Here is a 23300-nt window from a genome sequence, read left to right as displayed (position 1 = left end):
CAGCAGCTGCATTAATAGAATGACGAGTGGCTCATATCCGTTAGGGCGGAGGTGGGCTTTTTCGTTGTAGGGACAAATGTGAACCACTATAGCACACAAGGAGGGAATAGGATGAGCGGAGCAGGGGCGGGGCCATGTATCACACGGAATGACCGGACAATTCTGCTGGAATGCGGACATCCGGGATTTGAGGAGGCACGGGCGGTTCTAAGCGGATTCGCCGAGCTTGTCAAAAGTCCTCCAGCCTACCACACTTACCGGATCACGTCGTTGTCCCTATGGAACGCCGCAGCAGGGGGACAGACAGCGGCAGAGGTCATTGAAGGACTGCGCAGGCTGTCCAGGTGGGGCATTCCTTCGGAGGTCGAGGGGGAGATGGAACTGCTGATGTCCCGTTACGGAAGCTTGCATCTGCATGCGGATGAGAGTGATCCGCAGCTTGTTACGTTAACCGCTGACCGGGCGAGTCGGCTGGATGAACTGGATGACTCTCAGAAGCTGAAGGAGCTGGGCCTGCGCCGGACCGGGGAGCTGCATAGCCATTGTCCGAAGATGAACCGGGGTCTGCTGAAGCAGGAGTTGGCCAGACTGGGTTATCCGGTTCTTGACTATGCCGGGTACCGGGACGGGCAGATACTGAAGATGGCCTGGCGGGAAACTCTAAGGGGAACGGGTGAAGAGAGCAGCGCCGAATTCAGGCTCCGGGATTATCAACGGGAGGCTGTCCGAAAGTTCCAGGGAACCGGCGGACATGGCGGCAGCGGTGTGGTCGTGCTGCCCTGCGGGGCAGGCAAAACAGTTGTCGGCCTTGCGGTGCTGGAGCAGCTGCAGTGCGAGACACTGATCCTTACTTCAAGCACGACTTCAGTAGAACAGTGGCGCGGGGAACTGCTGCTGCGGACCACGCTGAGCGCAGATGAGGTCGGGGAATACACGGGAGAGCACCGGGAGGTGCGGCCGGTAACCGTTACAACTTATCAGATGCTGACCCACAGGCGCTCCAAGGGAGGAGCATTTGTCCACATGAATCTGTTCCATGAACGAAACTGGGGGCTGATTATCTATGACGAGGTCCATCTGCTTCCGGCGCCTGTCTTCCGGGCGACCGCAGATATTCAGGCTACGCGGCGGCTGGGGCTGACAGCAACGCTGGTCCGGGAGGACGGGCGGGAGGGGGATGTGTTCTCCCTGATCGGCCCGAGATGCTACGACCTGCCCTGGAAGGTGCTGGAGCGGCAGGGATGGATTGCAGCTGTCGATTGCATCGAGGTCATCGTTCCGATGAACCAGAAGCTGCGGCAGCAATATGTGTATGCCGGTGCGAAGGAGCAGTTCCGGCTGGCGGCAGGTAATCAGGCTAAGGCGCAGGCCGCAGCGCAGATTGCTGCGGCGCATCCCGCAGCGTCGATTCTAGTGATCGGACAGTACCTCGACCAGCTGGAGCAGATGGCGCTTACGCTTGCGGCCCCTCTGATCACGGGCAAGACTCCGCAGAAGGAGCGGAATGCGCTCTACGCTGCGTTCAATGAAGGCAAGCTGCCGGTGCTGATTGTCTCCAAGGTTGCGAATTTTGCTGTGAATCTGCCGGATGCCTCGGTAGCAATTGAGGTATCCGGCGCCTTCGGCTCCCGGCAGGAGGAGGCTCAGCGGCTGGGCCGCATCCTTCGTCCGAAGCCGGGGGATAACCGGGCGTATTTCTACACGCTGGTCACGGGAGACAGCCGGGAGCAGGACTTCGCCCTGCGCCGCCGGATGTTCCTGACAGAGCAAGGCTACGAATACGGGGTCCGGATGCTGGACCCGGCGGAAGGAGCTGTTCTCTGATGGAACTGGAACCGGCAGATGATATCAGCAGGCTGTCTGCGGATGCTTGTGAAGTGCTGCTGCGGATAGCGGCAGAGCATGCGACTTCGCCATGTACAGCGGATTCTGTAGAGCGGCTGCGGCCTGAATTCCTGTGTAGAGCCGAGCAGTTGCTAGCCTTGGAGGAACTGCTTCACACCGGGATGCTGGAGCTGCGTCAGAAGGTGTGGGGGGAGCGGCTGTATCAGATTCCACAGCAGCAGTATCCCTTGATTCTGAGGAGCTTCTGGACGGGCTGCCCGCAGGTGCGGGTGGAGGGGGCAGTCCGGGTTGAACATGCAGCGTGTTCAGAACTGGCAGGGGAGATCTTTCAGGGACTGCTGTTCATAGCCCAGGAAGGCCTGCCTCTGACCTCTAAGGGAGTGATACATAAGAAGCAGCTTGGCCGGTTAGCCGGAAGGTTGTCCATACCGGGGGAGTATCTGGCTCTGCTTGAGTCCTCTGCCGGTCACCAGAGCTATCCGCTGCGGGTTACATTAATGATTGATTTGCTGAGCACACTGGGGCTGATTACCCGCGGCAGCAGCGGGTATGGATTAGACAGAACGATGCTGCAACGCTGGCTGGCTCTTACCGCACAAGAGATGACGGATACGCTCTACACCTTGGGAATCAGCCGTTACGGCGCTCCGCTGCCTGAGGAGCAGCATTTCAGACATTTGCTCTCGGCAGCAGAGTTTAAGGCGGATGAGTGGTTTGCGGTAGAGCCTGTTCTAAGCTGGATGAGAGAGAATGGTCTTGCCGGGGAGAGGCCTGTACCGGGGGCGGCAGGGACAGGCTCAGACTCAGGGCTTAAGCAGGCGTCACTTGCCTGGATTCGCCTTCTGGCCGCCTTCGGCTGGTGTGAGCTGGGGGCTTCAGCGGAAGGGGCGGAGTGCTTCCGCTGGAAGGCAATGAAGCCGCAGCTGACCAGACATAGCTTAGGAATAACCCCGCAGCATCAAGAGGGTGCAGAAGAAGCGGACAGTAACCCGGAAGCAGCCAGCAGCAGTCCAAGCATAGCCTCACACAGCCAAGCAATCCTGGACAGCGCCGCCGAAGCTCAAGATACCGTCCTCAGCCCGCAGAGACCCGTAGCAGCTGAAGCCCCATGTAGCCCGCTGCCGCAAGCATCGGCTTCCCCGTCCCCCGGCTTCATTGTTCAGCCGGATTTCGAGGTGCTGGTACCACCGGAGGTCCCTTATACGGTCCGCTGGACCTTGGCCGGGTGTGCGGAGCTGCTGCATCACGAGGATCTCTGGAGCTTCCGGCTGACCCGTGAGCGGCTGGAAGCCGCGGCGGACCAAGGGTTCGCCCCGGGTGAAGTGATCTCCTGGCTGAACGCCCATGCCGCCGGAGGATTGCCGGAGCAGGTCATACTGGCGCTCCGGCAGTGGGCCAGAGCGATCGGGCGGACCGAACTGGCGGAGGTTCTTCTGCTGTCCTGCGCCGGAGAGCAGGAGGGCGAGATAATCGCCGCCCATCCCCGGCTGCAGGACATCGTTACCCGCATCGGCCCGCTCCACTTCATCGTCCGGCCGGAGGCTGCCGGGCAGCTGCGCAAGGAGCTGGCAGCCGCCGGTCTGGCGCCGTCCGTGAGGGCAGGGGACCTGAACGGGGCTGCGGGCCAGCAGCGGCTGTTCGGGCTGTCTGGGCCGGACGAGCCAGCGCTGCGCTACGAGCTCCCTGCCGCAGCCGGGGAACGGGGCCTGCTGGGAACGGGACCGTCCCCGAAGCTCCTGCCGCTGGACAGGGGCGGCCCCCCGATGCTGGAGCTGCCGGGTGAGGAGGCCGTGCCGCAGATGTGGTTCAATCAGTGGAGGCAGTATCATGTCACTACAGCGCAAAAGGTAATGGAGCAGGCCCTAAGCTGGGGAATCAAGGTCCGGCTCTCCTACGGGGGCAAGGCGGCGGATTTCATTCCTGAACGGATCAGCGGACGCCCATGGAAGGTACGGGGCATTCTGCTGCTCCCGGGAACGGAGACGGCAGAGGAGACGGAGCTTGCAGCAGAGGACTGGCAGGAAATTCAGCTGCTGCATCCGCTTAAGCACAGAAATTCTTCTTCTGCTGAGGCGGGCGGATATGTTATGATAAGGTAGTCTATCGCTGCGGTAGAACATTAAATGCAGAAAAGAGTTGAAGTTCATGAGCGTAGCGGAATTAAATACGGTCGATATGGCTGAAGTGCTGACATACGCCTATGAATTAGGCGATATGATTAATCAATCCGCAGAAGTGTCGGATTACCTATACTGGAAGGGACAGGTAGATAACCATCCCCAAATCCAGGCCATGATCAAGCGGCTGCAAGGCAAGAAGGAGCTGTTTGACGAGACACAGCGGTTTGGTCATTTTCACCCGAACTATCACTCGGCCAAGGATGAGGTTGAGGCTGTAGAGCGGGAGCTGGAGCAGTTCGAAGCGGTGGTCCGCTTCAAGAATGCGGAGAAGACGCTGGATGATATTCTTCATTCCATGTCTGAGGCGATCGCATTCTCGGTCTCGGACAATATTAAGGTTCCCAGCAATGATCCGTCCCCCAAAGGCGGATGCGGCAGCGGCGGCAAATGCTCCTGCGGATAAGCTGACCCGTGAGGAGATAGAGAAAGAGAGGCGGATGAGCTTATGTTTGCGGAACGGACAGGTTATATTGTATGGGTTAGCGACGTCAAGGCGGCGCGCAACCTGGAGAAGTACGGCACATTGCACTACGTTTCCCGTAAAATGCACTATGCGGTAATGTACGTCAATGCGGAGCGCGCCGAGGAAGTCATGAAGAATGTCCGCAGACTTTCTTATGTGCGCAAGATTGAGCGTTCGTACCGCAATGAACTGAAGACGGAATATACCAGCAACGGACCGGACAAGTCCAAGTACTACGGTCTGTAGTTCAGGGATAAGGGTTATTTAGACAGACGCCGCTGGCGTCTGTTTTTTTAAGAGGGGGACCACCAATGAACAAAGAGGAACAGGTCTTAACCGCTTTTCGGGAATTATTTAATAAGATGAGCTGGCTGAACAAGTCGAAGATGGAGATCAGTCTTAAGGGCAATAAACCCTCGGAGGTGCACTGTATTGAATACATCGGACGACATGCAGACGTCAACGTGACCAAGCTTGCAGAGGCCTTGTACATGACCAGAGGGGCGATCAGCAAGATTACACGGAAGCTCCTGCACAAGGGGCTTATCGAGAGCTACCAGAAGCCGGACAATCAGAAGGAAATCTATTTCAGGCTTACCGGTCAAGGGAAGGCTGTGTATCAGATCCATGACGAATTGCACCGTGAGTTCCGGGAGCGGGACAGACCCGTGTTTGAGCAGGTGACCGATAGCCAGTATGCCGGTATGCTCAGCTTCATGGAGAAGTACAATAGGCATTTGGATGAAGAGATTAAGAAGCAGGAGTTGGAGCTGGAGAACAGCACGGAAGAAGATTAATTTCCCCTCTATACTTCAGCAGAATATTACAGGCAGAGTTACTTTCACCCGGCAGGGTGTTTTTTTATGTTCAATATTTTGTTTCCTTGGAATCAAAAGTGTGCTAGGATGATATTGTTTCTTGGGAAACAAATCATAAACTCAAAGGAGAGAAGATACATGTCCACATCCAAACCAGCTGACAATCAAGATCAACCTTCAGAACCAAAAGTAGATAAGCACGCGCTTATATTCGGTCTAATCTCAGTATTTTTATGCGGAATAGGCTTCAGTATCATAGCTCCTGTGGTTCCATTCCTCGTCCAGCCTTACATTAGCGATCCAGGAAAACAAGCGGTGATGATTACCCTGCTGACCGCAGTGTATGCGGCCTGCCTGTTCTGTGCGGCGCCTGTGCTGGGTGCGCTGAGTGATAAATACGGACGGCGTCCTTTGCTTCTGCTATGCCTGCTGGGTTCTGCTGCCGGTTACTTCATATTTGGCCTTGGAGGGGCTTTATGGGTGCTGTTCGCCGGGCGGATCATTGAAGGGATCACAGGCGGGAGCATCGGTACAATCTTCGCTTATTTTGCAGACATTCTTCCGCCGGAGCAACGGACCAAGTACTTTGGCTGGGTGAGCGCGGTGGTAGGGGCCGGTACTATTATTGGTCCGTCGATGGGCGGGCTGCTGGCCAAGTTCGGGTATTCGGTGCCCATGTATGCTGGCGCAGCGGTAACCTTACTGAATGTGGGTTATGGCTTCCTGTTCATGCCCGAGAGTCTGGAGAAAAGTAAGAGACTGAAGGCAATCCCCTTAGTCAGGCTGAATCCCTTCACGCAGCTTGCGAATCTGCTGTCCATGAAGAACCTCAATAGACTGTTTGTCTCCGCCTTCCTGCTGTGGATACCGAATGGATCATTCCAGGCTATTTTTTCACAGTTCACGTTGGATAATTTCAGCTGGAAGCCGGTGATCATCGGATTGATGTTCTCCATCATGGGCTTGCAGGATATCCTGTCCCAAGGATTCATTATGCCGAAGCTCCTGAAAAGATACAGTGACCGGCAAATCGCCCTCCTCGGAATGGTCTCGGAAATTGTTGGATATGTCCTGTTTACGTTGTCGGCCTTGTTCGCCTTTTATCCCCTTTTTATCGCAGGGATGTTTATCTTCGGCTTCGGCGATTCGGTCTTCGGGCCTTCGTTCAACGGAATGCTGTCCAAATCTGTCGCAGCGGGCGAGCAGGGACGGGTTCAAGGAGGCAGTCAATCGATTCAGGCGCTGGCGAGAATGATCGGACCGCTGATTGGCGGACAGCTCTACGTGTCACTTGGACCGACTGCACCGGCATTTATGGGGGTGATCCTCATTGGAGCGGCGATCCCTGTGCTGCGAACGATTAACCGGGCAGGAGAGTTGTCGAAATAAGTCGTTAGTGTGAAAAAAGGTGCGCAGAAGGCAATGCCCTGGCCCGAAGTTTATCCCTGCTTAATAATTCCAATCTATGCTGAAGAGAAGTTATTGAATTCACGAAGACAAGTATACGGGGGATTAGATGAATAAGACAGGGACCCTTGGCTATGCGCTCGGAAGACCGGCTCATCGGCCTGAGCGTGGAGCGCTTCCGTCTCCGGTGCTCCAGTATCCAGTCAAGGGAGGGTGTAAGCATGTTTCTGCAGATCGGTGAAATCGCTGAACAAATCCCGGACATTTCGATTCATCACAAATGCGGGTTTGTGGACCAGATTTTCAAAAGCAATCCCCAGCTCCAAGGCGTAGCCGTAACGGAAAACGGGCGGACTGCCGGATTAATTATGAGGATCAGCTTTTATCAGAAAATAGGTACGCTGTACGGGTATACGCTCTATATGGGCAGACCTGTGGAACTGGTGATGGACAAAAATCCGCTGGTGGTAGACTATAACACGCCGATTATTGAGGTAAGCAGGCAGGCGATGTCGAGGCAGGAAGAGAATCTGTACGACTATGTGATCGTGACTCATGAGAAGGCCCTGTTCGGAGCGGTTAGCGTACGGGATCTGCTGCTTAACTTCGCGGAGATTCAGGCGGTGGCCGCCAGCTTCCTGAATCCGTTAACAGGGCTCCCAGGGAATATCAGCATTACTGAGTGGATGGTGAAGACGCTGCTGCAGGATGAATTCAGTGTACTCTACATCGATCTTGACCATTTCAAGGCGTACAACGACACCTACGGTTTCAAGGAAGGCGACCGTATGATTCAGGCCACTGCGGAGCTGCTGAAGCATGAGGCGCTGCGGATGAACGGATTCCTGGGGCACATCGGCGGGGATGATTTTATTATTTTTATCAGCGATTATCACTACGAGGAATGCTGCAGAAGCATCATCGCGGCGTTCGATACGGCGGTTAAGGATTTCTATCATGCCGGACATCTGGCCCAGAAATACGTGCTGACCGAGAGCCGTTCGGGACAACTGGAGGAGATCCCGCTGGTCTCGATCTCGATTGCCGTGGTTACGAACCGCAGCCGCCGGTTTGCTTCCATTGAGGAGCTGTCTGTAGAGGCGGCCCGCTTCAAAAAAAGCTGCAAAATGATCAGAGGCAGTAGCTATGTCGATGACAGCGATATCAGTATGCACCGGACGGGCAGCTGAGGTTTCGCCATGTAACTCTCCCGGGGATGGCGGTATGCTTGAACAACGGTCGTCAATGCGGTAAGATTGACAACAATAAGAGCATGCCAAGACCCTTTTTACGTGGAGTGTGATGACTATGCAGGGCAAGGGGATGGACTGGTGGGGGGTGCACGAACCCTTCCATATCATGCTGAATAACTACGGGATTGCCGACATCGTGCTGACCCGGCATGCCAAGAGCCGTTATGCGGACCGGGTAGCTGCTGAGGACAGCGGAAATGTGGAGGTGACCGCCTGGATCTGGCAGGCCCTGAAGCAGAACCGGCTGAGGCCTTACTCGAACAGTGATTATAATGCCTATCTGATCGATAATGATACGGTGATCGTGGTTGATTTCAGGCAGCTTGAGGGCGTCACGGCCCTCTCCGGAGAGCCGCTGTATGTCATGGTAATCGTATCTTTTCTGGGCAAAATATCGGTGACTCCGCAGCTCCGGGATCTCAAGCGATACTATTCCTGGCTGCGACATTCCCGGCGCATGAAGCTGTCCAAGAAACGCCGCAGGCGCAAGTAGGATACTTGAAACGAGGGAGGCATGCGGCTTAGGGCTGCGTGCCTTTTTGCTTGAAGACTGAAATTAGCGAAGGAGTCAGTAACGTATGAATTTTCATCAGCTTCATATTTTCTATACCGTGTCCGAACGGGGCAGCTTCTCGGCGGCGGCACAGACACTGCATATGACCCAGCCTGCGGTGACGATGCAGATTCAGGCGCTTGAGGATTATTTCGGAACCAAGCTGTTCGACCGCTCCACCAAAAAAATCATACTCACCGAGGCCGGCCTGACGCTGATGCCGTTCGCGGTGCGCAGCATGCAGCTGATGCGAGAGACGGACCAGGCGATGTCGGCCTTCACCCACATGCTGGAGGGCCGCCTGATGCTCGGAGCCAGCCTGACCATAGGTGAATATGTGCTTCCCCGCCTGCTGGGGCCTTTCGGCAAGGAATATCCGCATATCTCGATTATGATGAAGGTGATGAACACTTCACAGATTATGGATGAGATTCATAAGCATCAGCTGAATTTCGGGCTGATTGAAGCGCCGGTCTCCCACCCGGACATGGTGATTGAGCCGGTAATGGGCGATGAGCTGAAGCTGATCGTGCCCCATGAGCATCCGCTGGCCGCTCAGGCAGAAGTGACATTGGCGCAGGCGCTCGCCTATCCGTTCGTGCTGCGTGAGCGCGGTTCGGGTACACGGCGGGTGATGGAGGAGCAGCTTGAGGCTAACGGGCTTGCCCCTGCGGCGATGCAGATTGTGATGGAACTGGGCAGTACCGGAGCGGTGAAGTCGGCGGTAGAGGCGGGGCTGGGGATTACGATTATCTCGACCTCGTCGGTCAAGCATGAAGTAGCGCTCGGCCTGCTGAAGATTGTCAATCTGACGGATGCCTCCTTCAAACGGCAATTCTACGCCATTCATCTGAAATCGACCTTGCTGCCGATCTCGGCGGTAACCTTCCTAAGCTTTCTGCGCCAGCATGCCGGCGGACAGTAACGGATATGCATAGCTAGCTGCGTGTAGCTGCATGAAAGTATGTAAACTTACTTGAAAGAATGGAGGAATTCCATGACAGACCCTACAAGTCATAGCGGGCATTCAGAGGCGGAGTTAGCTACAGCGGGTCTTGCTGATACAGCCGGCAGATGCGACCTGCACACCCATACCCAGGCCTCGGACGGCATGCAGCCGCCGGCAGAGAATGTGCGGCTTGGTTACGAGGCTGGATTGGCAGCGGTAGCCATTACCGATCATGATACGGTCAGCGGAGTAGCGGAAGCACTGGAAGCAGGCAAGCGGTACGGGATTACTGTAGTTCCCGGTGTAGAAATCAGCACACGGCAGAGCGGCAAGGAGATCCATGTCCTCGGTTACTATATCGACATAGAACAGGAACTGCTGTTGTCCCGCCTGGAGGAACAGCGGGGTATCCGGCTCGGGCGTAATGAAGCAATTCTGGAGAAGCTGCGCGGGCTGGGCATTGCGATCACCCTGGAGCAGGTAGTGTCAGGGCTTGGCCGGGAGCTGAAGCCTGATGAGAGCATCGGCCGCCCGCACATCGCGGATGAGCTGGTGCGGCTGGGTGCAGCCGAAGATATGCGGGATGCCTTCGACAAGTATCTGGGCGAAGGTGCGGCGGCCTATGTCTCGCCTCCGCGCATTACCCCGGAGACGGCCTGCCAGTGGATTCGTGAAGCAGGAGGTGCAGCGGTGTTGGCCCATCCGGGAATCTACGGAGATGACGCACTGGTGCGCAGAATTGTGGAGGAATGTGATTTGGACGGCATCGAGGTGTATCATTCCGATCATGGACCGGCAGAGCATGAGCGCTATCTTGCACTGGCTGCGGAATTCGGCCTGCGGGTAACCGGCGGCTCGGATTTCCATGGTGCGCGGCAGGGCGTTGTTTTCCACGGGGATCTCGGCAGTGTTAGTGTGCCTGCCACTGTGCTGGAGCAGCTTAAGGCTGCCAGAGGCTGACTGTAGGACACAGCAAAGAGCGCAGGATACAAAAATACAAAACGCCAGACACAAGACACAAGACACAAGACACAAGACACAAGACACAAGACACAAGACACTAAAAACCTCCGACCCTTAGCGCAGGCGCTACAGGACGGAGGTTTTTTGGTAGGAGCAATCCTTACTGTTAGTATAGCGCATGATTAGTAAGAGGAAACCACCTACTATTGTGTTCGGTTTTCCGCATACATTTGGCCCGCGCGCCTTTCGCGAACCCATTGTATGCTGTTTTCCGCATACATTGGGCCCCGTGCGCCTTGAGCGAGCCTGATGTATGCTGTTTTCCGCATACATTTGGCCCGCGCGCCTTTCGCGAACCCATTGTATGCTGTTTTCCGCATACATTTGGCCCCGTGCGCCTTGAGCGAGCCTGATGTATGCTGTTTTCCACATACATTGGGCCCGTGCGCCTTGAGCGAACTCAATGTATGCTGTTTTCCACATACATTTGGCCCGCGCGTCTTGAGCGAACTCATTGCTGTTCGGTTTTCCGCATACAATGTGCCGTTTACCTTCGCACCAGCCCAATGTATTCGGTTTTCCGCTTAACTACGCAGCACATTCGGGAGCTGCTTGATCCGCTCCTCATCGGGCGTGACGAAGAGTGTCCGCTGATGATCGTAGATGACAAAGCCCGGCTTGGCTCCGCTCGGCTTGCGCACGTAACGGATGAGCGTACAGTCTACCGGCACACTGCTGGATTGCTTGGCCTGGCTGTAATAGGCGGCGAGCTGAGCAGCTTCCTCCAGGGTGGCATCGCCGAATTCCTCACTGCGGATCACCACATGCGAGCCGGGAATATCCTTGGTATGCAGCCAGGTATCGTTCGGCGCAGCGAGGCGGTTGGTGACATACTCGTTTTGCAGATTGTTTTTGCCGACATAGATGTCAACCCCTTCAGAGGAAGTGAATACCTGCAGCGTAGGTCTGGCAGCCTTCTTTTTCTTCTTGCCTTTTTTGCTGCGGTCGCGGAGATAGCCTTGGCTGACCAGCTCCTCGCGGATCTCCTCAATGTCATTCAGTGAGGCATGGGCTAATTGCTGGAGCAGCAGTTCCATATAGGCAATCTCTTCGTGTGTCTTCTTGACCTGCTCGCCGATCACCCGCAGGCTGTTCTTGTACTTGTTATATTTTTTGAAATACCGCTGTGCATTGTCCGTAGGGCTTAGCAGCGGGTCGAGCGGAACGGTAATCTCCGCCTGATTCTCATCATAGTAGTTTACTAGCTTTGCTTCCTTGTCGCCTTTGTTCACGGTGTGCAGGGAAGCGAACAGCAGCTCGCCCCAGATCCGGAATTGGTCCGCATCCTCGGCTTCGTTCAGATCCTTTTGCAGGTTGGCCAGCTTCTTGATGTTCTTGCTGCGCTCGTTGCTGAGGAAGCGGATCAGGTCGCTAACCCGCTGCTTAACCGTGTCTTTCTCCGCCTTGTCCCCGTAATAATCCTCCAGGCACAAGCTTATGGAGCTGTAATGCTTCACATTCCCGCTCATGAGCTTCAGCGGAATGGCTGAGAAGACAGGCTTGCCCTTGGCATTCCAACCGGTGACAGGAGCGAATTCCTGCTTGCTGACCGGCTCCATGACCGAATGGAAGGCTTCCCAGAGCTGTTCAGGCTTATCCATCCCGCTGCTGAAATCCTCAGCTTCTCCGCCTATCTCCTTGTACCGGTGGAGGATCTCTCCGGCGATCAGCGGACTCAGGCCGCTGAAGGCGTGGACCAGCCAGCCGGCCGGATCGGCTGAAGGGGCCGGGCCGCCGGAGCCGTCAGCCTGCGGAGCCTCAAGTGAGGCCAGCAGTCCGGCGATCTCGCCCTCGATCATATCCTCCTCGGGCTCCTGAGGATGCTCGGCGGCGTAGCGGGCCGCTTCCTCTGCCGAGGCTATCAGGGTAAGGAAATCTGGCTGGCTGATCTGCAGCGGATTCAGCTTATGCTGCTGCGGCGGCTGGGTATAAGCCGCTCCCGGCATAACGACCCGGTAGCTGCTGATGGACGGGGTGACATGATGAATGCCGTCGATAATCGTCCCCGTGGCCAGCTCGGTCAGAATGATGTTGCTGTGGCGTCCCATCAGCTCGATGATGATTTTTTTGGCGGAGACATCCCCCAGCTCATCCCGGGTTCTGATGGTGATATGAATAATTCGTTCAAGCCCCACCTGGGTAATGCTCTCGATGGTGCCGCCTTCACAATGCTTACGCATCAGCATGCAGAACATCGGCGCTTCCGCCGGGTTGATGCTGCTTCTCTCGGTCAGGTGCAGCCGGGGGTAGGTCGGGTTCGCCGACAGCAGCAGCTTGCCGCCGCCGCCCGCACCGCGCAGGGTGAAGATGAGGTCATGTGTGCTGGGTTGATATATTTTGCCGACGCGTGCACCGATGAAGGGCTGAAGCTCATGCACGATCGCTTGGGTAACAATGCCGTCTAATGCCATGATAAGGTTCTCCTGTCGCCTGATAATAAAGTACTCCCTCTATGATGCCATACTTTTACCGGTTCGCGCAAAAGGAGAAACCCAGATGCGGTGATATTTTGGGACGACCATGAATACACTTGGACATGAACAGGTGGAAAAGCTGTGCGCCGCCGGAAGTCAAGAAACGACCGGGAGGGGAAAGATTAGTTATGGAACAAAAAAGCTGGCACCGGCTCGGTGCAGAGGAGCTGCAGGAGATGTTCGGCGTTCAGCCGGGAACGGGGCTAAGCGCCGAGGACGCCGCCGCAAGACGCAAAGAGAGCGGGTACAATGAGCTGTCTGAGGGCAAAAGGGTATCGCCTTTTACGCTGCTGCTCAATCAGTTCAAGGATTTCATGGTACTGGTGCTGATGGGGGCGACACTGGTATCCGGCCTGCTCGGCGAATACTTAGACGCCATTACGATTATCGCGATTATTCTGCTTAACGGGGTACTCGGATTCGTGCAGGAGTTCCGCGCCGAGCGTTCGTTAAGAGCACTGAAGCAGCTCTCCGCGCCTACGGCCAAAGTGATGCGCGGCGGGAAGCAGGAGGTGCTTCCCGCCAGAATGCTGGTCCCTGGAGATATCGTCCTGCTGGAGAGCGGGGACCGGATACCGGCAGATGTCCGCTGGCTGCAGTGCAGCAGCATCTATGCCGAAGAGTCGGCGCTGACAGGGGAGTCGCTGCCGGTCTCCAAGCATGCCTCGGCGATCTATGCTGAAGACATCCCGCTGGGCGATCAGAAGAATATCGGCTTCATGGGTACGATGGTGACCCGGGGAACCGGCCGGGCCGTGGTCATCCGTACCGGTATGGCTACCGAGATGGGCAAGATTGCCGATCTGATCCAGAACACCGAATCCCAGGAGACCCCGCTGCAGCACCGTCTGGAGCAGCTCGGCAAGATACTGATCTACGTCTCACTGGGGCTGACCATTGTTGTGGTCCTGGCAGGAATTATGCATGGTCAGCCGGCAACGGCGATGTTCCTGGCCGGAGTGAGTCTGGCGGTGGCAGCTATTCCCGAAGGACTTCCGGCCATTGTGACGATTGCTCTTGCGCTGGGTGTCCAGCGGATGATCAAGCGCAAGGCGATTGTCCGCAAGCTGCCTTCGGTAGAGACGCTGGGCTGCGCCTCCGTCATCTGCTCGGATAAGACAGGAACCTTGACGCAGAACAAAATGACAGTCACCCAGCTCTGGAACGCCGGACGGACCCTTGAGGTATCAGGGGAAGGTTATGCTCCGGTAGGAAGTGTGCTCCAGAAAGGCCGGCCCGTTGATCTGAAGAATGACCAGAGTCTCCGGCGCATGCTTCAGGTGGGTGCATTATGCAGCAACGCAGAGATTTATGAGAGCTTCCCCGACATGCGCAGCAAAAAGAAAGGCAAAGGCGCAGAGGCCGATAAAGGGGCTAACGCCCAGCCGGTCTGGGAACTGAAGGGCGATCCTACGGAAGGTGCGCTGGTCGCTTTGTCTGCCAAAATGGGACTAACTGCCCAGGCGCTTGCCGTAACCTATACCCGGGAGACAGAGTTTCCGTTCGATTCCGAACGTAAGCTGATGTCGGTGGTTGTGAATCACCCCGGCGGCCGGATGATCTGCACCAAAGGAGCACCTGACGTGCTCCTGAATTGCTGCACGTATATGCTGTGGGAGGGCGGAGTCGTGCCCTGCACGCCGACCTTGCGCCAGAAGGTGCTGGATGCCAATGAACAGATGGCTTCAGGCGCATTGCGAGTGCTCGGGATGGCTTACCGCGATCTGCGGAGCGGAGAAACGGCCGGCAGCGAGAAGGAAGCGGAAAGCCAGCTTGTCTTCGTGGGTCTAGCCGGGATGATCGATCCGCCGCGCAAGGAAGTGCGCGATGCGATCAGCGTGACCCGCCGGGCAGGCATCAAGACAGTGATGATTACCGGCGACCATGGGACGACGGCAGAGGCTATTGCCCATCAGCTCGGCATTCTACAGCGCGGCGGCACGGTCCTGACCGGCAGCCAGCTTACCCGGATGGACGATGACGCGCTGGATAAGGTCTCCGACAGCGTGTTCGTCTACGCCCGGGTGTCGCCGGAGCATAAGCTGCGGATTGTCAAGTCGCTGCAGCGCCACGGCCATGTCGTCGCGATGACCGGCGATGGGGTGAACGATGCGCCTGCGATCAAGGCTGCCGATATCGGGATCTCGATGGGGATTACCGGCACGGATGTGACGAAGGAGGCTTCGGCCCTGGTCCTGGGGGACGATAACTTCTCGACCATTGTGGCTGCCATTGAAGAGGGGCGGAATATCTATGAGAATATCCGCAAGTTCATCCGGTATCTGCTGGCTTCGAATGTCGGCGAGATTCTGACCATGTTCTTCGCCATGATGCTCGGGCTGCCGCTGCCGCTGGTTCCGATCCAGATTCTGTGGGTCAATCTGGTTACAGACGGCTTGCCCGCAATGGCGCTGGGCGTAGACCAGCCGGAGAAGGATCTGATGGAGCACAAGCCGCGCGGGGCGAAGGAGAATATCTTTGCCCGCCGCCTGGGCTGGAAGATTGTCAGCCGCGGGCTGCTGATCGGACTTTGTACCCTGGCCGCCTTCTGGCTGACGCTGCGGATTGATCCAGGCAGCGCGCAGCAATTGATCCGCGCGCAGTCGGTTGCTTTTGCCACCCTTGTGATGGCCCAGCTCATTCATGTGTTCGACTGCCGCAGCTCGCGCTCGGTCTTCTACCGGAATCCGTTCCAGAACAGATATCTGGTCCTGGCTGTCCTGTCCTCTGTCCTCTTAATGCTGGCTGTAATGTACCTCCCTGTGCTTCAGCCGGTGTTCAAGACCGTTCCGCTCAGCTTCCGTGAATGGTGCCTGGTGCTGGTCATGGCCGGAATCCCGACCTTCCTGATGGGAGCGGGCAGCGTCTGGGGCGGCAAGAAGAACCGCAGTCGCAGCGGTGGACGGCAGATGATAAAAAGTACAAAGTTTTCAGCATAAAATCAATAGCCTCACTCCACTCCTATAAGGTATGCTGGTTTCACTGAGAAGCTTGGTTTATGATGAACCAGGAATGTGGAAACAGCTGATCTTACTTATAGGAGTGGACCTGACAATGGAATTTACTAAAATGCACGGTTTGGGTAATGATTTTATTATCGTATTCGGCGAGGATGAGCTTCCGGGCAATGCCCCGGAGCTGGCGGTTACGCTGTGCAACCGGTTCTTCGGCATCGGCGCAGACGGACTGGTGTACATTCTTCCTTCGCAGCGCGGCGACTACATGATGCGTATCATGAACTCCGATGGCTCCGAGGCTGAGCAATGCGGCAATGCGATCCGCTGTGTATCCAAATATGTATATGAGCATGGTCTGGTGGAATCGGAGCAGATTGTCATTGAGACGATTGGCGCCGGAGAACAGAAGGTCTCCCTGAAGGTGAAGGACGGGATCGTGGAGAGCGTAACGGTGGATATGGGTGAGCCGGTCCTGTCCGGACCGCAGATTCCTGTAGCAATCGACGCAGAGCCTGTGCTCGACCAGCCGATTGAAGCGGACGGCACAGCGTTCAGATTCACCGCAGTCTCCATGGGGAATCCGCATGCAGTCATTTATGTGGACGATGCGGTATCGTTCGATCTCGCAACCTGGGGACCGAAGCTTGAGGTTCATCCGCTCTTCCCGCGTAAAGTAAACGTAGAGTTCGCCACCGTCGTCAACCGCGGCCACGTGGACATGCGCGTCTGGGAACGCGGTGCCGGTCCAACCCTGGCCTGCGGCACAGGTGCCTGCGCGACCCTGGTCTCCTCCGTGCTGAACGGAGTGACGGACCGCTCGGCGGTTATCAGCCTGAAGGGCGGCGACTTGTTCATCGAATGGAACGAGGACGATAATCATGTGTATATGACTGGCCCTGCGCAGGTGGTATACACCGGCTCAGTCGATATCTGATTCCCATATCACTATTTGCAATCCCCTGCATCCCAGATGCAGGGGATTTGTTGTGTTGTTTAAGAGGAACAGGACGAGTGTGGAAAGGCAGCCGAATAATGGCAGGCATATCCGCGAATAATAGAACTCTGCATAGAATCAGGGAGGAGGAGCGGAGATGAAGTCAGGGTCCAACCGAAAAGTACAGAATGCGGGAGCAGATACTGCACCGGGACCGGGACAACCTGAGGGTGGTATTGCCCTGGGCCTCGCGGATACGGTCGCCCAAAGTCTGCTCCACATTCAGACGGAGCTTGGCGGCAGTCCAGATCTCCTTATCCGCAGAATCCAGATCGGGGGAGAACGCCGGCTGGAAGCGGCTGCTATTCATCTGAGCGGGCTGGCGGACTCCGCCTCCGTGAATGAATTCGTGCTGGGCTCGCTGCTGAATCATACGGAGGAGCTGTTCCTCGATAGCACGGCTGGCGGCGCTGACAGTCCTCGCGAACAAGCTTCGCTCCCGCAACAGATCCTTAGCCGTGCTATGGTGATAGGTGATGCGGAGCTCCAGGAGAATTGGAAGGAAATCATGCTCGCTATTCTCTCCGGGGACACAGCGATTCTGCTGGAGGGCTGCCGGTCAGCGATACTGTGCGGAACCAGAGGCGGAGAGCAGCGGGCGGTCAGTGAGCCTTCCTCCCAGCTCGTGGTCAGGGGTCCGAAGGACGGGTTCGTCGAGTCGGTGGCCACGAACATCTCGCTGATCCGCCGCAGAATCAAATCCGCCAAGCTGCGCCTGGAGGTCTTGAAGCTCGGCTCCGAGACCCATACCCATGTGGCGCTGATGTACATGAAAGGGATTGCGGGGGAGGATCTGATCCGCGAAGCCAGAGAGCGTCTGAACAAGATTGCCTTGAATGAGATTCTGGAATCCGGGTACATTGAGGAATTAATCCAGGATAAGACGTTCACACCGTTCCCGACCATCTACAACACGGAACGGCCGGATGTGGCTGCGGGTAATCTGCTCGAAGGCCGGGTGGTTATTATTGTGGACGGCACGCCGTTTGTGCTGATTCTTCCGGCGGTGTTTACGCAGTTTTTTCAATCTGCAGAGGATTATTCCCAGCGGTTCGACATTGCCATATTGATGCGGCTGGTCCGTTATTTGAGCTTCATCGTTCTGATTCTGGGCCCTTCGGTCTACCTCGCGCTGACCACCTATCATTATGAGATGATACCGACGACGCTGCTGATTAATCTGCTCTCCCAGCGGGAGAATGTACCCTTCCCGGCATTTGTGGAGCTGCTCTTGATGGAGACGGCCTTTGAAATTCTGCGTGAAGCCGGGGTGCGCATGCCGCGCGCCATCGGGCAGACGGTCTCTGTGGTCGGTGCGCTTATTCTGGGCACGGCGGTGGTAGAGGCCGGAATTATTACCCCCATCATGGTCATCGTAGTGGCGTTAACCGGGATCGCCAGCTTTGCCCTTCCTGCGTATAACATGGCGATTGCCGGGAGAATTATAAGATTTGCTTTTCTGGTCCTGGCCAGTATATTCGGCTTCTATGGAATTACGCTGGGCATGATTCTGCTTGTAGCACATATGAACAGCCTGAGATCCTTCGGTGTTCCTTATCTCTTCCCCTTCGTGCCCCTCTCCATTAAAGGGCAGAAGGACACGTTGCTCAGACTTCCGCTCTGGCTGAACGGCGCGGACAAGCCGCCGGCACAGATGCGCGAGGAAATGCCGGACTACATGCTGCTAACGACCGGTCATGAGGAGCAGCTCCCCCCTTTAATTCGTAAGAATAGCAATAGCAGGACTGAGGAGGAGAAGCGTGAGGAATAGAATCTTAGGCGGCATAGGTGTACTTTTTGTCCTTCCAGTGCTGCTGCTTACCGGCTGCTGGGACAGTGTTGAACTCAACCGGCGGGCGATTGTCTCGGGGGTAGCGATCGACAAGGGCGACTCTGAGGCTGAGCGGTACAAGCTGTCCTTTCAAGTGATTGTGGCGGAGGAAATCTCCGGAGAGAAGAGCAGAGGTATATCCCCGGTTGCGCTGTACACAGGAACAGGCCGCACGATGTTCGAGGCACTGGCAGACGCTTCCCGCCAGACGGCACGCTTCCTCTCCCTGGGACATGTGCGGGTGCTGGTGATCTCGGAGGCGTTCGCCCGCGAAGGCATCAAGGACATTCTGGATGTACTGGAGCGGGAGAGCGATACCCGGCTGAACAGTCTGATCTTCATCTCCAAGGGACAGCCTGCGCGTGAGATCATGTCCACAATGACCGTGTTCAGCAAAATCCCGGCTAATGATCTCGTGGAGAAGCTGGAGACGACCTCTAAGCAGTTCGGCTATAACTTCCGGATGGCCGTGGATGATGTGATCCGGGGGATTCAGATCAGAGGAGGCGGTCCGGTGATCAACGGGGTATACACCAGAGGGGAGTGGACTCCATCATCGGGCAGCAATGACAGCCTGAAGAATATCGAACCCCGGTCGATCCTGAGAGTCTCCTCCCTGGCGGCGTTCAAGGATGACAAGCTGAAGGGCTGGCTTACGGGTGACGCTGCTCTCGGCACCGTTCTTTTGCATAATCGGATCAAAGAGTTTCCAATTCTGCTTAAGCAGCAGGCGGGCAGTTATCTCTCCTTCAATATCTATCAGTCCCAGGTGTCGCTTGCGGTCAATTCGTCTGACCCGGAGCATCCGGTCTTTACGGTCAAGATCACCCAGCAGGCAGCGCTCAAGGAAGCTCCGAATCCGCTCGATCTTACCTCGCCTAAAGTGCTGGAAGAGCTGTCAGAACGGCTTATAAAAGAAAGTGTGAAGCATATCCAAGCAGCGGTAAGCACCGCCAAAGAATTGGGCAGCGATTATCTCGGCTTTGGACGGGCATTGCAGCGGCAGGACCCACACGGCTGGAAGAAGGTCAGGGACCACTGGGAGGATGTATTCGCAGACTGTGAAATCCGGTTCGATGCGGATGTGGTTATCCGGCATACGGATATGCGCAGCAACTCTTTTCAGATTCATTAAGTCTGCCGGTAGGGTAACCGGGTGAGGAGGTCCACAGAATATGGGTAAGGTCAAAATCGGACTCGGCGAATTCTTCAGCCTGACGGTGCTGTTCGAGCTGGGCACGGCGCTGGTGGTTAATCTGGGGATGGAGGCAGGGCGGGATGCCTGGCTCTCGATTCTGCTCGGCTGCGCGGCGGGGCTGATCATGTTCACGGGATACGCTTATCTGTACCGCAAGCACCCGGACCAGCCTTTTACAGCCTATACACGGCAAATTCTCGGAAAATATATCGGGGCACCGGTAGGCCTGCTCTATATTATTCTCTACATAAACCTGGCCGCCCGGGATCTGCGCGATGGCAGCACCATGCTCGCAATGGCGACCATGCATAATACTCCGCTGTTCATCCTAAGTGCCCTGATGCTGCTCTCGGGAGCTTATGTGCTGCACAAGGGGGTGGAGGTGCTGAGCAGAACGTCCATTGTATTCGCGTTTGTCGTTCTGGGAATCGGCCTGTTCGGGACAGTGATGCTGATACTCTCCGGTACGATCAATCTGCACAGACTGCTGCCTGTACTGGAGAATGGCTTCCAGCCCGTGCTTAGCTCGGTGATTCATCAGAATTATATGTTTCCGTTCGGGGAGATGGTGTGCTTCACTATGCTGATGCCGTATTTGTCCAGTGTCAAAAAAGGACCGTGGATCATCGCCGCCGCCATGGTGTTCTCCGCGCTGCTGCTCAGCTTCACGATGGCGCTGAATGTTTCGGTTCTTGGTGCTGACATTGTTGAGCGATCGCCGCTCCCGCTGATGCCGACAATCAGCAAGATCTCCGTTTCGGATATCATCCAGCGGGTGGATATTTTTGTGGTTATGGTGCTGATCATCGGGGTGTTTTTCAAAATGGCCGTCTTCTTTGCTGCCGCGCTGATCGGAATCTCGGACCTGTTCAAGCTGCCGTACCGGAGAATGCTCTATCCCTGCGGACTGATCATCCTCTTCACCTCCATGCTGGATGCACGCAGCTTCATTGAACATCTCGATGAGGGCGGGACCCTGCTGTACAGGGTATATCCTTATTTAATGATAGTCATTCCGGTGCTGCTGGTCATCGTGACGGCGGTTCGTGATCATTTCTCCGCTCCCCGGCCGGGCTGACGGCCGCTCACCCAATAGATGGCATCCGGCACGATCAGCAGCAGCACCAGTACAGCCGCAGTCAGCTTCTCTGAGGTAGTATAGAGCAGATAATTCAGAATATAGCGGATATTCTCCGCGCCGTAGCCTAACATCAAGTCCAGCAGGTACAGGTACAGCAGCGAGAGCGCCGACAGCAGGAGAATTACGGCATATTTGCGCAGCAGCAGTTTTCTTATTTTTTTCTTCATTCCTACAGTCTCCTTCTGGCAAGATTAAGCGTAGTATGAATCATTTGCCGGACTGGCATACAAGAATAACGGACGGCCGCCTCTTTTGCCCGCTAAAGCTTATCATCCATCCCGATTTATGTTACATTAGTATGAAACTAATGTTGTCAGTAAGGGGAGGTTCTTGCGGTGAAGCCGGATTTGCGCTCTGCATGGGAGAATAACGTGTTGGTCGGAGACGGAGCGATGGGAACTTTTTTGTATCAAAAGGGTTTCCCTGTCGGCATCTCCTACGAGGAATTGAATCTGACCTCACCGGAGGTCATTGAGGATGTGCACCGGAGCTATATCAATGCAGGTGCTGTACTGCTGGAGAGTAATACCTACTCCGCGAACTACGACAAGCTGTCTAAGTTCGGACTGGAGGCCAAGGTGGCGGACATTAACCGTGCGGGGGTCCGCATTGCCCGCCGGGCTGCCGGCGAGAACGGTTATGTAGTCGGAGCCATCGGCTCGATCCGCGCCGGCAAACGGGCCAATCTGTCCTCCGCCGAGCTGAAGAAATTCTTCTCGCAGCAGATTGCTGCACTCCTGGAGGAAGCGCCGGACGGGATCATGCTGGAGACCTTCTATGATGTCGAGGAGCTTCATCTGGCGCTGAAGGCTGTGCGTAAGCTCAGCCCGCTGCCGGTAATTTGCCAGCTGGCTGTGGACGATTCGGCGCGGACGCTGGACGGATTAACCCTGCCGGAAGCGTTCCATATTCTGCAGCAGGACGGAGCGGATGTGATCGGCTTCAACTGCAACACCGGACCGAACGGGATCAAGCGTGCGCTGGGTACGCTGCAGGGCAAGCTGGCGCTGCCGGTGTCGATCTATCCGAATGCGGGCGTAGCCGATTATGTAGACGGCCAGTACCGCTATGGCGCCTCACCGGAATATTTCGGACAGATGGCTCCGGTGTTCGCGGATATGGGCAGCCGGATTATCGGGGGCTGCTGCGGCACCACTCCTAAGCATATCGCTGAAATCTCCGCTGCCTTGAAGGGCTATGTGGTGGAGCCGTTGCCTGAGCCTGCTGCCTTCAGTGCGCCTGAGAGCATTGCGGTGCAGGAGCACCTGGCGGATGACGGGGGACAGGGAGGCGGCGAACCGACGCTTGTCGATCTGGTCAAGGAACGCCACACTGTGATCGTAGAGCTTGACCCTCCGCGCGATCTGGACATCGCGAAGTTCATGAAGGGGGCGGAGGCGTTGCGCCGGGCCGGAGCCGATGCGCTGACGCTGGCTGATAATTCACTTGCTGTCACCCGGATGAGCAATATGGCGCTGGGGCATCTGGTGCAGGCCCGCACAGGCCTGCGGCCGCTGGTGCATATTGCCTGCCGTGACCGCAATCTGATTGGCACCCAGTCGCATCTGATGGGCTTCGACGCGCTGGGGATTGACCATGTGCTGGCCGTGACCGGAGATCCTGCCCGGTTCGGGGATCTGCCCGGCTCAAGCTCGATCTATGACCTGACTTCATTTGAAATTATACGTATGATCAAGCAGCTCAATGACGGCGTGGCCTTCTCCGGTAAGCCGCTCAAGCAGAACGCGAAGTTCGTCATCGGCGCAGCGTTCAATCCCAATGTCAAGCATCTGGACAAAGCGGTCGAGCGCCTGGAGAAGAAGATTGCCTCGGGTGCGGATTATATTATGACCCAGCCCGTGTATGATCCTGAATTGATTGCCCGGATTGCCAAGGCTACCGAGCACCTGGATATTCCGATCTTCATCGGCATTATGCCGCTGGCCAGCGGACGCAATGCAGAGTATCTGCATAATGAGGTTCCCGGCATTCAGCTCTCCGCCGAGGTCCGCAGCCGGATGGCCGGACTTGAAGGCGAGGCGGGCCGGGCCGAAGGGGTGCTGATCGCCAAGGAGCTGCTGGATGCGGCGATTGCACATTTTAACGGAATCTATCTGATTACGCCGTTTATGTTCTATGATATGAGCGTGCAGCTGCTGGAGTATATTTGGGAGAAGCAAGGACGTAAGTTATCCCCCTTGTTTCGCTAGTAAT

The 23300-nt window shown here is 56.2% G+C and carries 18 protein-coding genes; 16 read left to right on the top strand and 2 right to left on the bottom strand.

Going from position 1 to position 23300, the window contains the following annotated elements; translation table 11 throughout:
• The first annotated feature begins 111 nt into the window (after positions 1 to 111).
• The 10 genes from MHH78_RS22610 to MHH78_RS22565 all read left to right on the top strand — a co-directional run bounded on the left by MHH78_RS22610 (position 112) and on the right by MHH78_RS22565 (position 10428).
• On the top strand, positions 112 to 1824 hold the full coding sequence (locus MHH78_RS22610) for a DNA repair helicase XPB (RefSeq protein ID WP_341168872.1): 1713 nt from the start codon (positions 112 to 114) through the stop codon (positions 1822 to 1824).
• Entirely contained in the window at positions 1824 to 3944 is a 2121-nt protein-coding gene (locus tag MHH78_RS22605; RefSeq protein ID WP_341168871.1) for a helicase-associated domain-containing protein, read from the top strand. The genes MHH78_RS22610 and MHH78_RS22605 overlap by 1 nt, the downstream gene beginning before the upstream one ends.
• A gap of 46 nt (positions 3945 to 3990) precedes the next feature.
• Positions 3991 to 4428, top strand: coding sequence for a YlbF family regulator (locus MHH78_RS22600; protein WP_341168870.1), 438 nt, complete (start codon positions 3991 to 3993; stop codon positions 4426 to 4428).
• A 42-nt stretch (positions 4429 to 4470) separates the two neighbouring features.
• Positions 4471 to 4734: a YlbG family protein gene (locus tag MHH78_RS22595; RefSeq protein ID WP_036694997.1), complete on the top strand. Its 264-nt coding sequence runs from the start codon at positions 4471 to 4473 to the stop codon at positions 4732 to 4734.
• 65 nt (positions 4735 to 4799) lie between these two features.
• A complete protein-coding gene (locus tag MHH78_RS22590; RefSeq protein WP_340953489.1) occupies positions 4800 to 5285 on the top strand; it encodes a MarR family transcriptional regulator in 486 nt (161 codons plus the stop codon).
• A gap of 159 nt (positions 5286 to 5444) precedes the next feature.
• The gene (locus tag MHH78_RS22585; RefSeq protein WP_341168869.1) at positions 5445 to 6695 is read left to right on the top strand and encodes an MFS transporter; all 1251 of its coding nucleotides are present in this window, start codon (positions 5445 to 5447) and stop codon (positions 6693 to 6695) included.
• Between the two features lie 239 nt (positions 6696 to 6934).
• The gene (locus MHH78_RS22580; protein WP_083684352.1) at positions 6935 to 7903 is read left to right on the top strand and encodes a diguanylate cyclase; all 969 of its coding nucleotides are present in this window, start codon (positions 6935 to 6937) and stop codon (positions 7901 to 7903) included.
• 118 nt (positions 7904 to 8021) lie between these two features.
• A complete protein-coding gene (locus MHH78_RS22575; RefSeq protein WP_076074360.1) occupies positions 8022 to 8459 on the top strand; it encodes a hypothetical protein in 438 nt (145 codons plus the stop codon).
• 85 nt (positions 8460 to 8544) lie between these two features.
• Complete coding sequence (locus tag MHH78_RS22570; RefSeq protein ID WP_076074362.1) at positions 8545 to 9444, top strand: selenium metabolism-associated LysR family transcriptional regulator; 900 nt, start codon at positions 8545 to 8547, stop codon at positions 9442 to 9444.
• 72 nt (positions 9445 to 9516) lie between these two features.
• Positions 9517 to 10428 carry a PHP domain-containing protein gene (locus MHH78_RS22565; RefSeq protein ID WP_341168868.1) on the top strand — a complete coding sequence of 304 codons (912 nt, stop codon included), beginning with the start codon at positions 9517 to 9519 and terminating at the stop codon, positions 10426 to 10428.
• A 587-nt stretch (positions 10429 to 11015) separates the two neighbouring features.
• On the opposite strand, the gene MHH78_RS22560 is transcribed toward MHH78_RS22565, so the two are convergent.
• Positions 11016 to 12902 carry an Rqc2 family fibronectin-binding protein gene (locus MHH78_RS22560; protein ID WP_341168867.1) on the bottom strand — a complete coding sequence of 629 codons (1887 nt, stop codon included), beginning with the start codon at positions 12900 to 12902 and terminating at the stop codon, positions 11016 to 11018.
• Between the two features lie 191 nt (positions 12903 to 13093).
• Here MHH78_RS22560 and MHH78_RS22555 point away from each other — a divergent pair, with 191 nt between their 5' ends.
• The 5 genes from MHH78_RS22555 to MHH78_RS22535 all read left to right on the top strand — a co-directional run bounded on the left by MHH78_RS22555 (position 13094) and on the right by MHH78_RS22535 (position 21023).
• Positions 13094 to 15904 carry a calcium-translocating P-type ATPase, SERCA-type gene (locus MHH78_RS22555; protein ID WP_341168866.1) on the top strand — a complete coding sequence of 937 codons (2811 nt, stop codon included), beginning with the start codon at positions 13094 to 13096 and terminating at the stop codon, positions 15902 to 15904.
• A 115-nt stretch (positions 15905 to 16019) separates the two neighbouring features.
• Positions 16020 to 16856, top strand: a complete 837-nt coding sequence (gene dapF, locus MHH78_RS22550) for a diaminopimelate epimerase (protein WP_341168865.1) — start codon at positions 16020 to 16022, stop codon at positions 16854 to 16856.
• A 157-nt stretch (positions 16857 to 17013) separates the two neighbouring features.
• Entirely contained in the window at positions 17014 to 18687 is a 1674-nt protein-coding gene (locus MHH78_RS22545) for a spore germination protein (protein ID WP_341168864.1), read from the top strand.
• Positions 18677 to 19882 carry a Ger(x)C family spore germination protein gene (locus tag MHH78_RS22540; protein ID WP_341168863.1) on the top strand — a complete coding sequence of 402 codons (1206 nt, stop codon included), beginning with the start codon at positions 18677 to 18679 and terminating at the stop codon, positions 19880 to 19882. Before MHH78_RS22545 ends, MHH78_RS22540 begins: the two co-directional genes overlap by 11 nt.
• Positions 19883 to 19922: 40 nt before the next feature.
• Positions 19923 to 21023 carry a GerAB/ArcD/ProY family transporter gene (locus MHH78_RS22535; protein ID WP_076074377.1) on the top strand — a complete coding sequence of 367 codons (1101 nt, stop codon included), beginning with the start codon at positions 19923 to 19925 and terminating at the stop codon, positions 21021 to 21023.
• Here the strand turns inward: MHH78_RS22535 and MHH78_RS22530 are convergent.
• The gene (locus MHH78_RS22530) at positions 20996 to 21253 is read right to left on the bottom strand and encodes a hypothetical protein (protein ID WP_076074380.1); all 258 of its coding nucleotides are present in this window, start codon (positions 21251 to 21253) and stop codon (positions 20996 to 20998) included. The two genes, MHH78_RS22535 and MHH78_RS22530, sit on opposite strands and share 28 nt — an antisense overlap.
• Positions 21254 to 21421: 168 nt before the next feature.
• Here MHH78_RS22530 and MHH78_RS22525 point away from each other — a divergent pair, with 168 nt between their 5' ends.
• A complete protein-coding gene (locus MHH78_RS22525; RefSeq protein WP_341168862.1) occupies positions 21422 to 23296 on the top strand; it encodes a bifunctional homocysteine S-methyltransferase/methylenetetrahydrofolate reductase in 1875 nt (624 codons plus the stop codon).
• Positions 23297 to 23300 lie beyond the last annotated feature (4 nt).

It is taken from the genome of Paenibacillus sp. FSL H3-0333 (assembly GCF_038002805.1).
GTDB lineage: Bacteria > Bacillota > Bacilli > Paenibacillales > Paenibacillaceae > Paenibacillus_AQ > Paenibacillus_AQ silagei.
The sequence above is the reverse complement of the archived record's forward strand: the minus strand, read 5'-3'. Positions and strand labels throughout refer to the sequence as shown.

Coding starts and splice junctions, on each gene's coding strand:
- MHH78_RS22610 (WP_341168872.1), top strand. CDS start 112: ATGAGCGGAGCAGGGGCGGGGCCATGTATCACACGGAATGACCGGACA.
- MHH78_RS22605 (WP_341168871.1), top strand. CDS start 1,824: ATGGAACTGGAACCGGCAGATGATATCAGCAGGCTGTCTGCGGATGCT.
- MHH78_RS22600 (WP_341168870.1), top strand. CDS start 3,991: ATGAGCGTAGCGGAATTAAATACGGTCGATATGGCTGAAGTGCTGACA.
- MHH78_RS22595 (WP_036694997.1), top strand. CDS start 4,471: ATGTTTGCGGAACGGACAGGTTATATTGTATGGGTTAGCGACGTCAAG.
- MHH78_RS22590 (WP_340953489.1), top strand. CDS start 4,800: ATGAACAAAGAGGAACAGGTCTTAACCGCTTTTCGGGAATTATTTAAT.
- MHH78_RS22585 (WP_341168869.1), top strand. CDS start 5,445: ATGTCCACATCCAAACCAGCTGACAATCAAGATCAACCTTCAGAACCA.
- MHH78_RS22580 (WP_083684352.1), top strand. CDS start 6,935: ATGTTTCTGCAGATCGGTGAAATCGCTGAACAAATCCCGGACATTTCG.
- MHH78_RS22575 (WP_076074360.1), top strand. CDS start 8,022: ATGCAGGGCAAGGGGATGGACTGGTGGGGGGTGCACGAACCCTTCCAT.
- MHH78_RS22570 (WP_076074362.1), top strand. CDS start 8,545: ATGAATTTTCATCAGCTTCATATTTTCTATACCGTGTCCGAACGGGGC.
- MHH78_RS22565 (WP_341168868.1), top strand. CDS start 9,517: ATGACAGACCCTACAAGTCATAGCGGGCATTCAGAGGCGGAGTTAGCT.
- MHH78_RS22560 (WP_341168867.1), bottom strand. CDS start 12,902: ATGGCATTAGACGGCATTGTTACCCAAGCGATCGTGCATGAGCTTCAG.
- MHH78_RS22555 (WP_341168866.1), top strand. CDS start 13,094: ATGGAACAAAAAAGCTGGCACCGGCTCGGTGCAGAGGAGCTGCAGGAG.
- dapF (WP_341168865.1), top strand. CDS start 16,020: ATGGAATTTACTAAAATGCACGGTTTGGGTAATGATTTTATTATCGTA.
- MHH78_RS22545 (WP_341168864.1), top strand. CDS start 17,014: ATGAAGTCAGGGTCCAACCGAAAAGTACAGAATGCGGGAGCAGATACT.
- MHH78_RS22535 (WP_076074377.1), top strand. CDS start 19,923: ATGGGTAAGGTCAAAATCGGACTCGGCGAATTCTTCAGCCTGACGGTG.
- MHH78_RS22530 (WP_076074380.1), bottom strand. CDS start 21,253: ATGAAGAAAAAAATAAGAAAACTGCTGCTGCGCAAATATGCCGTAATT.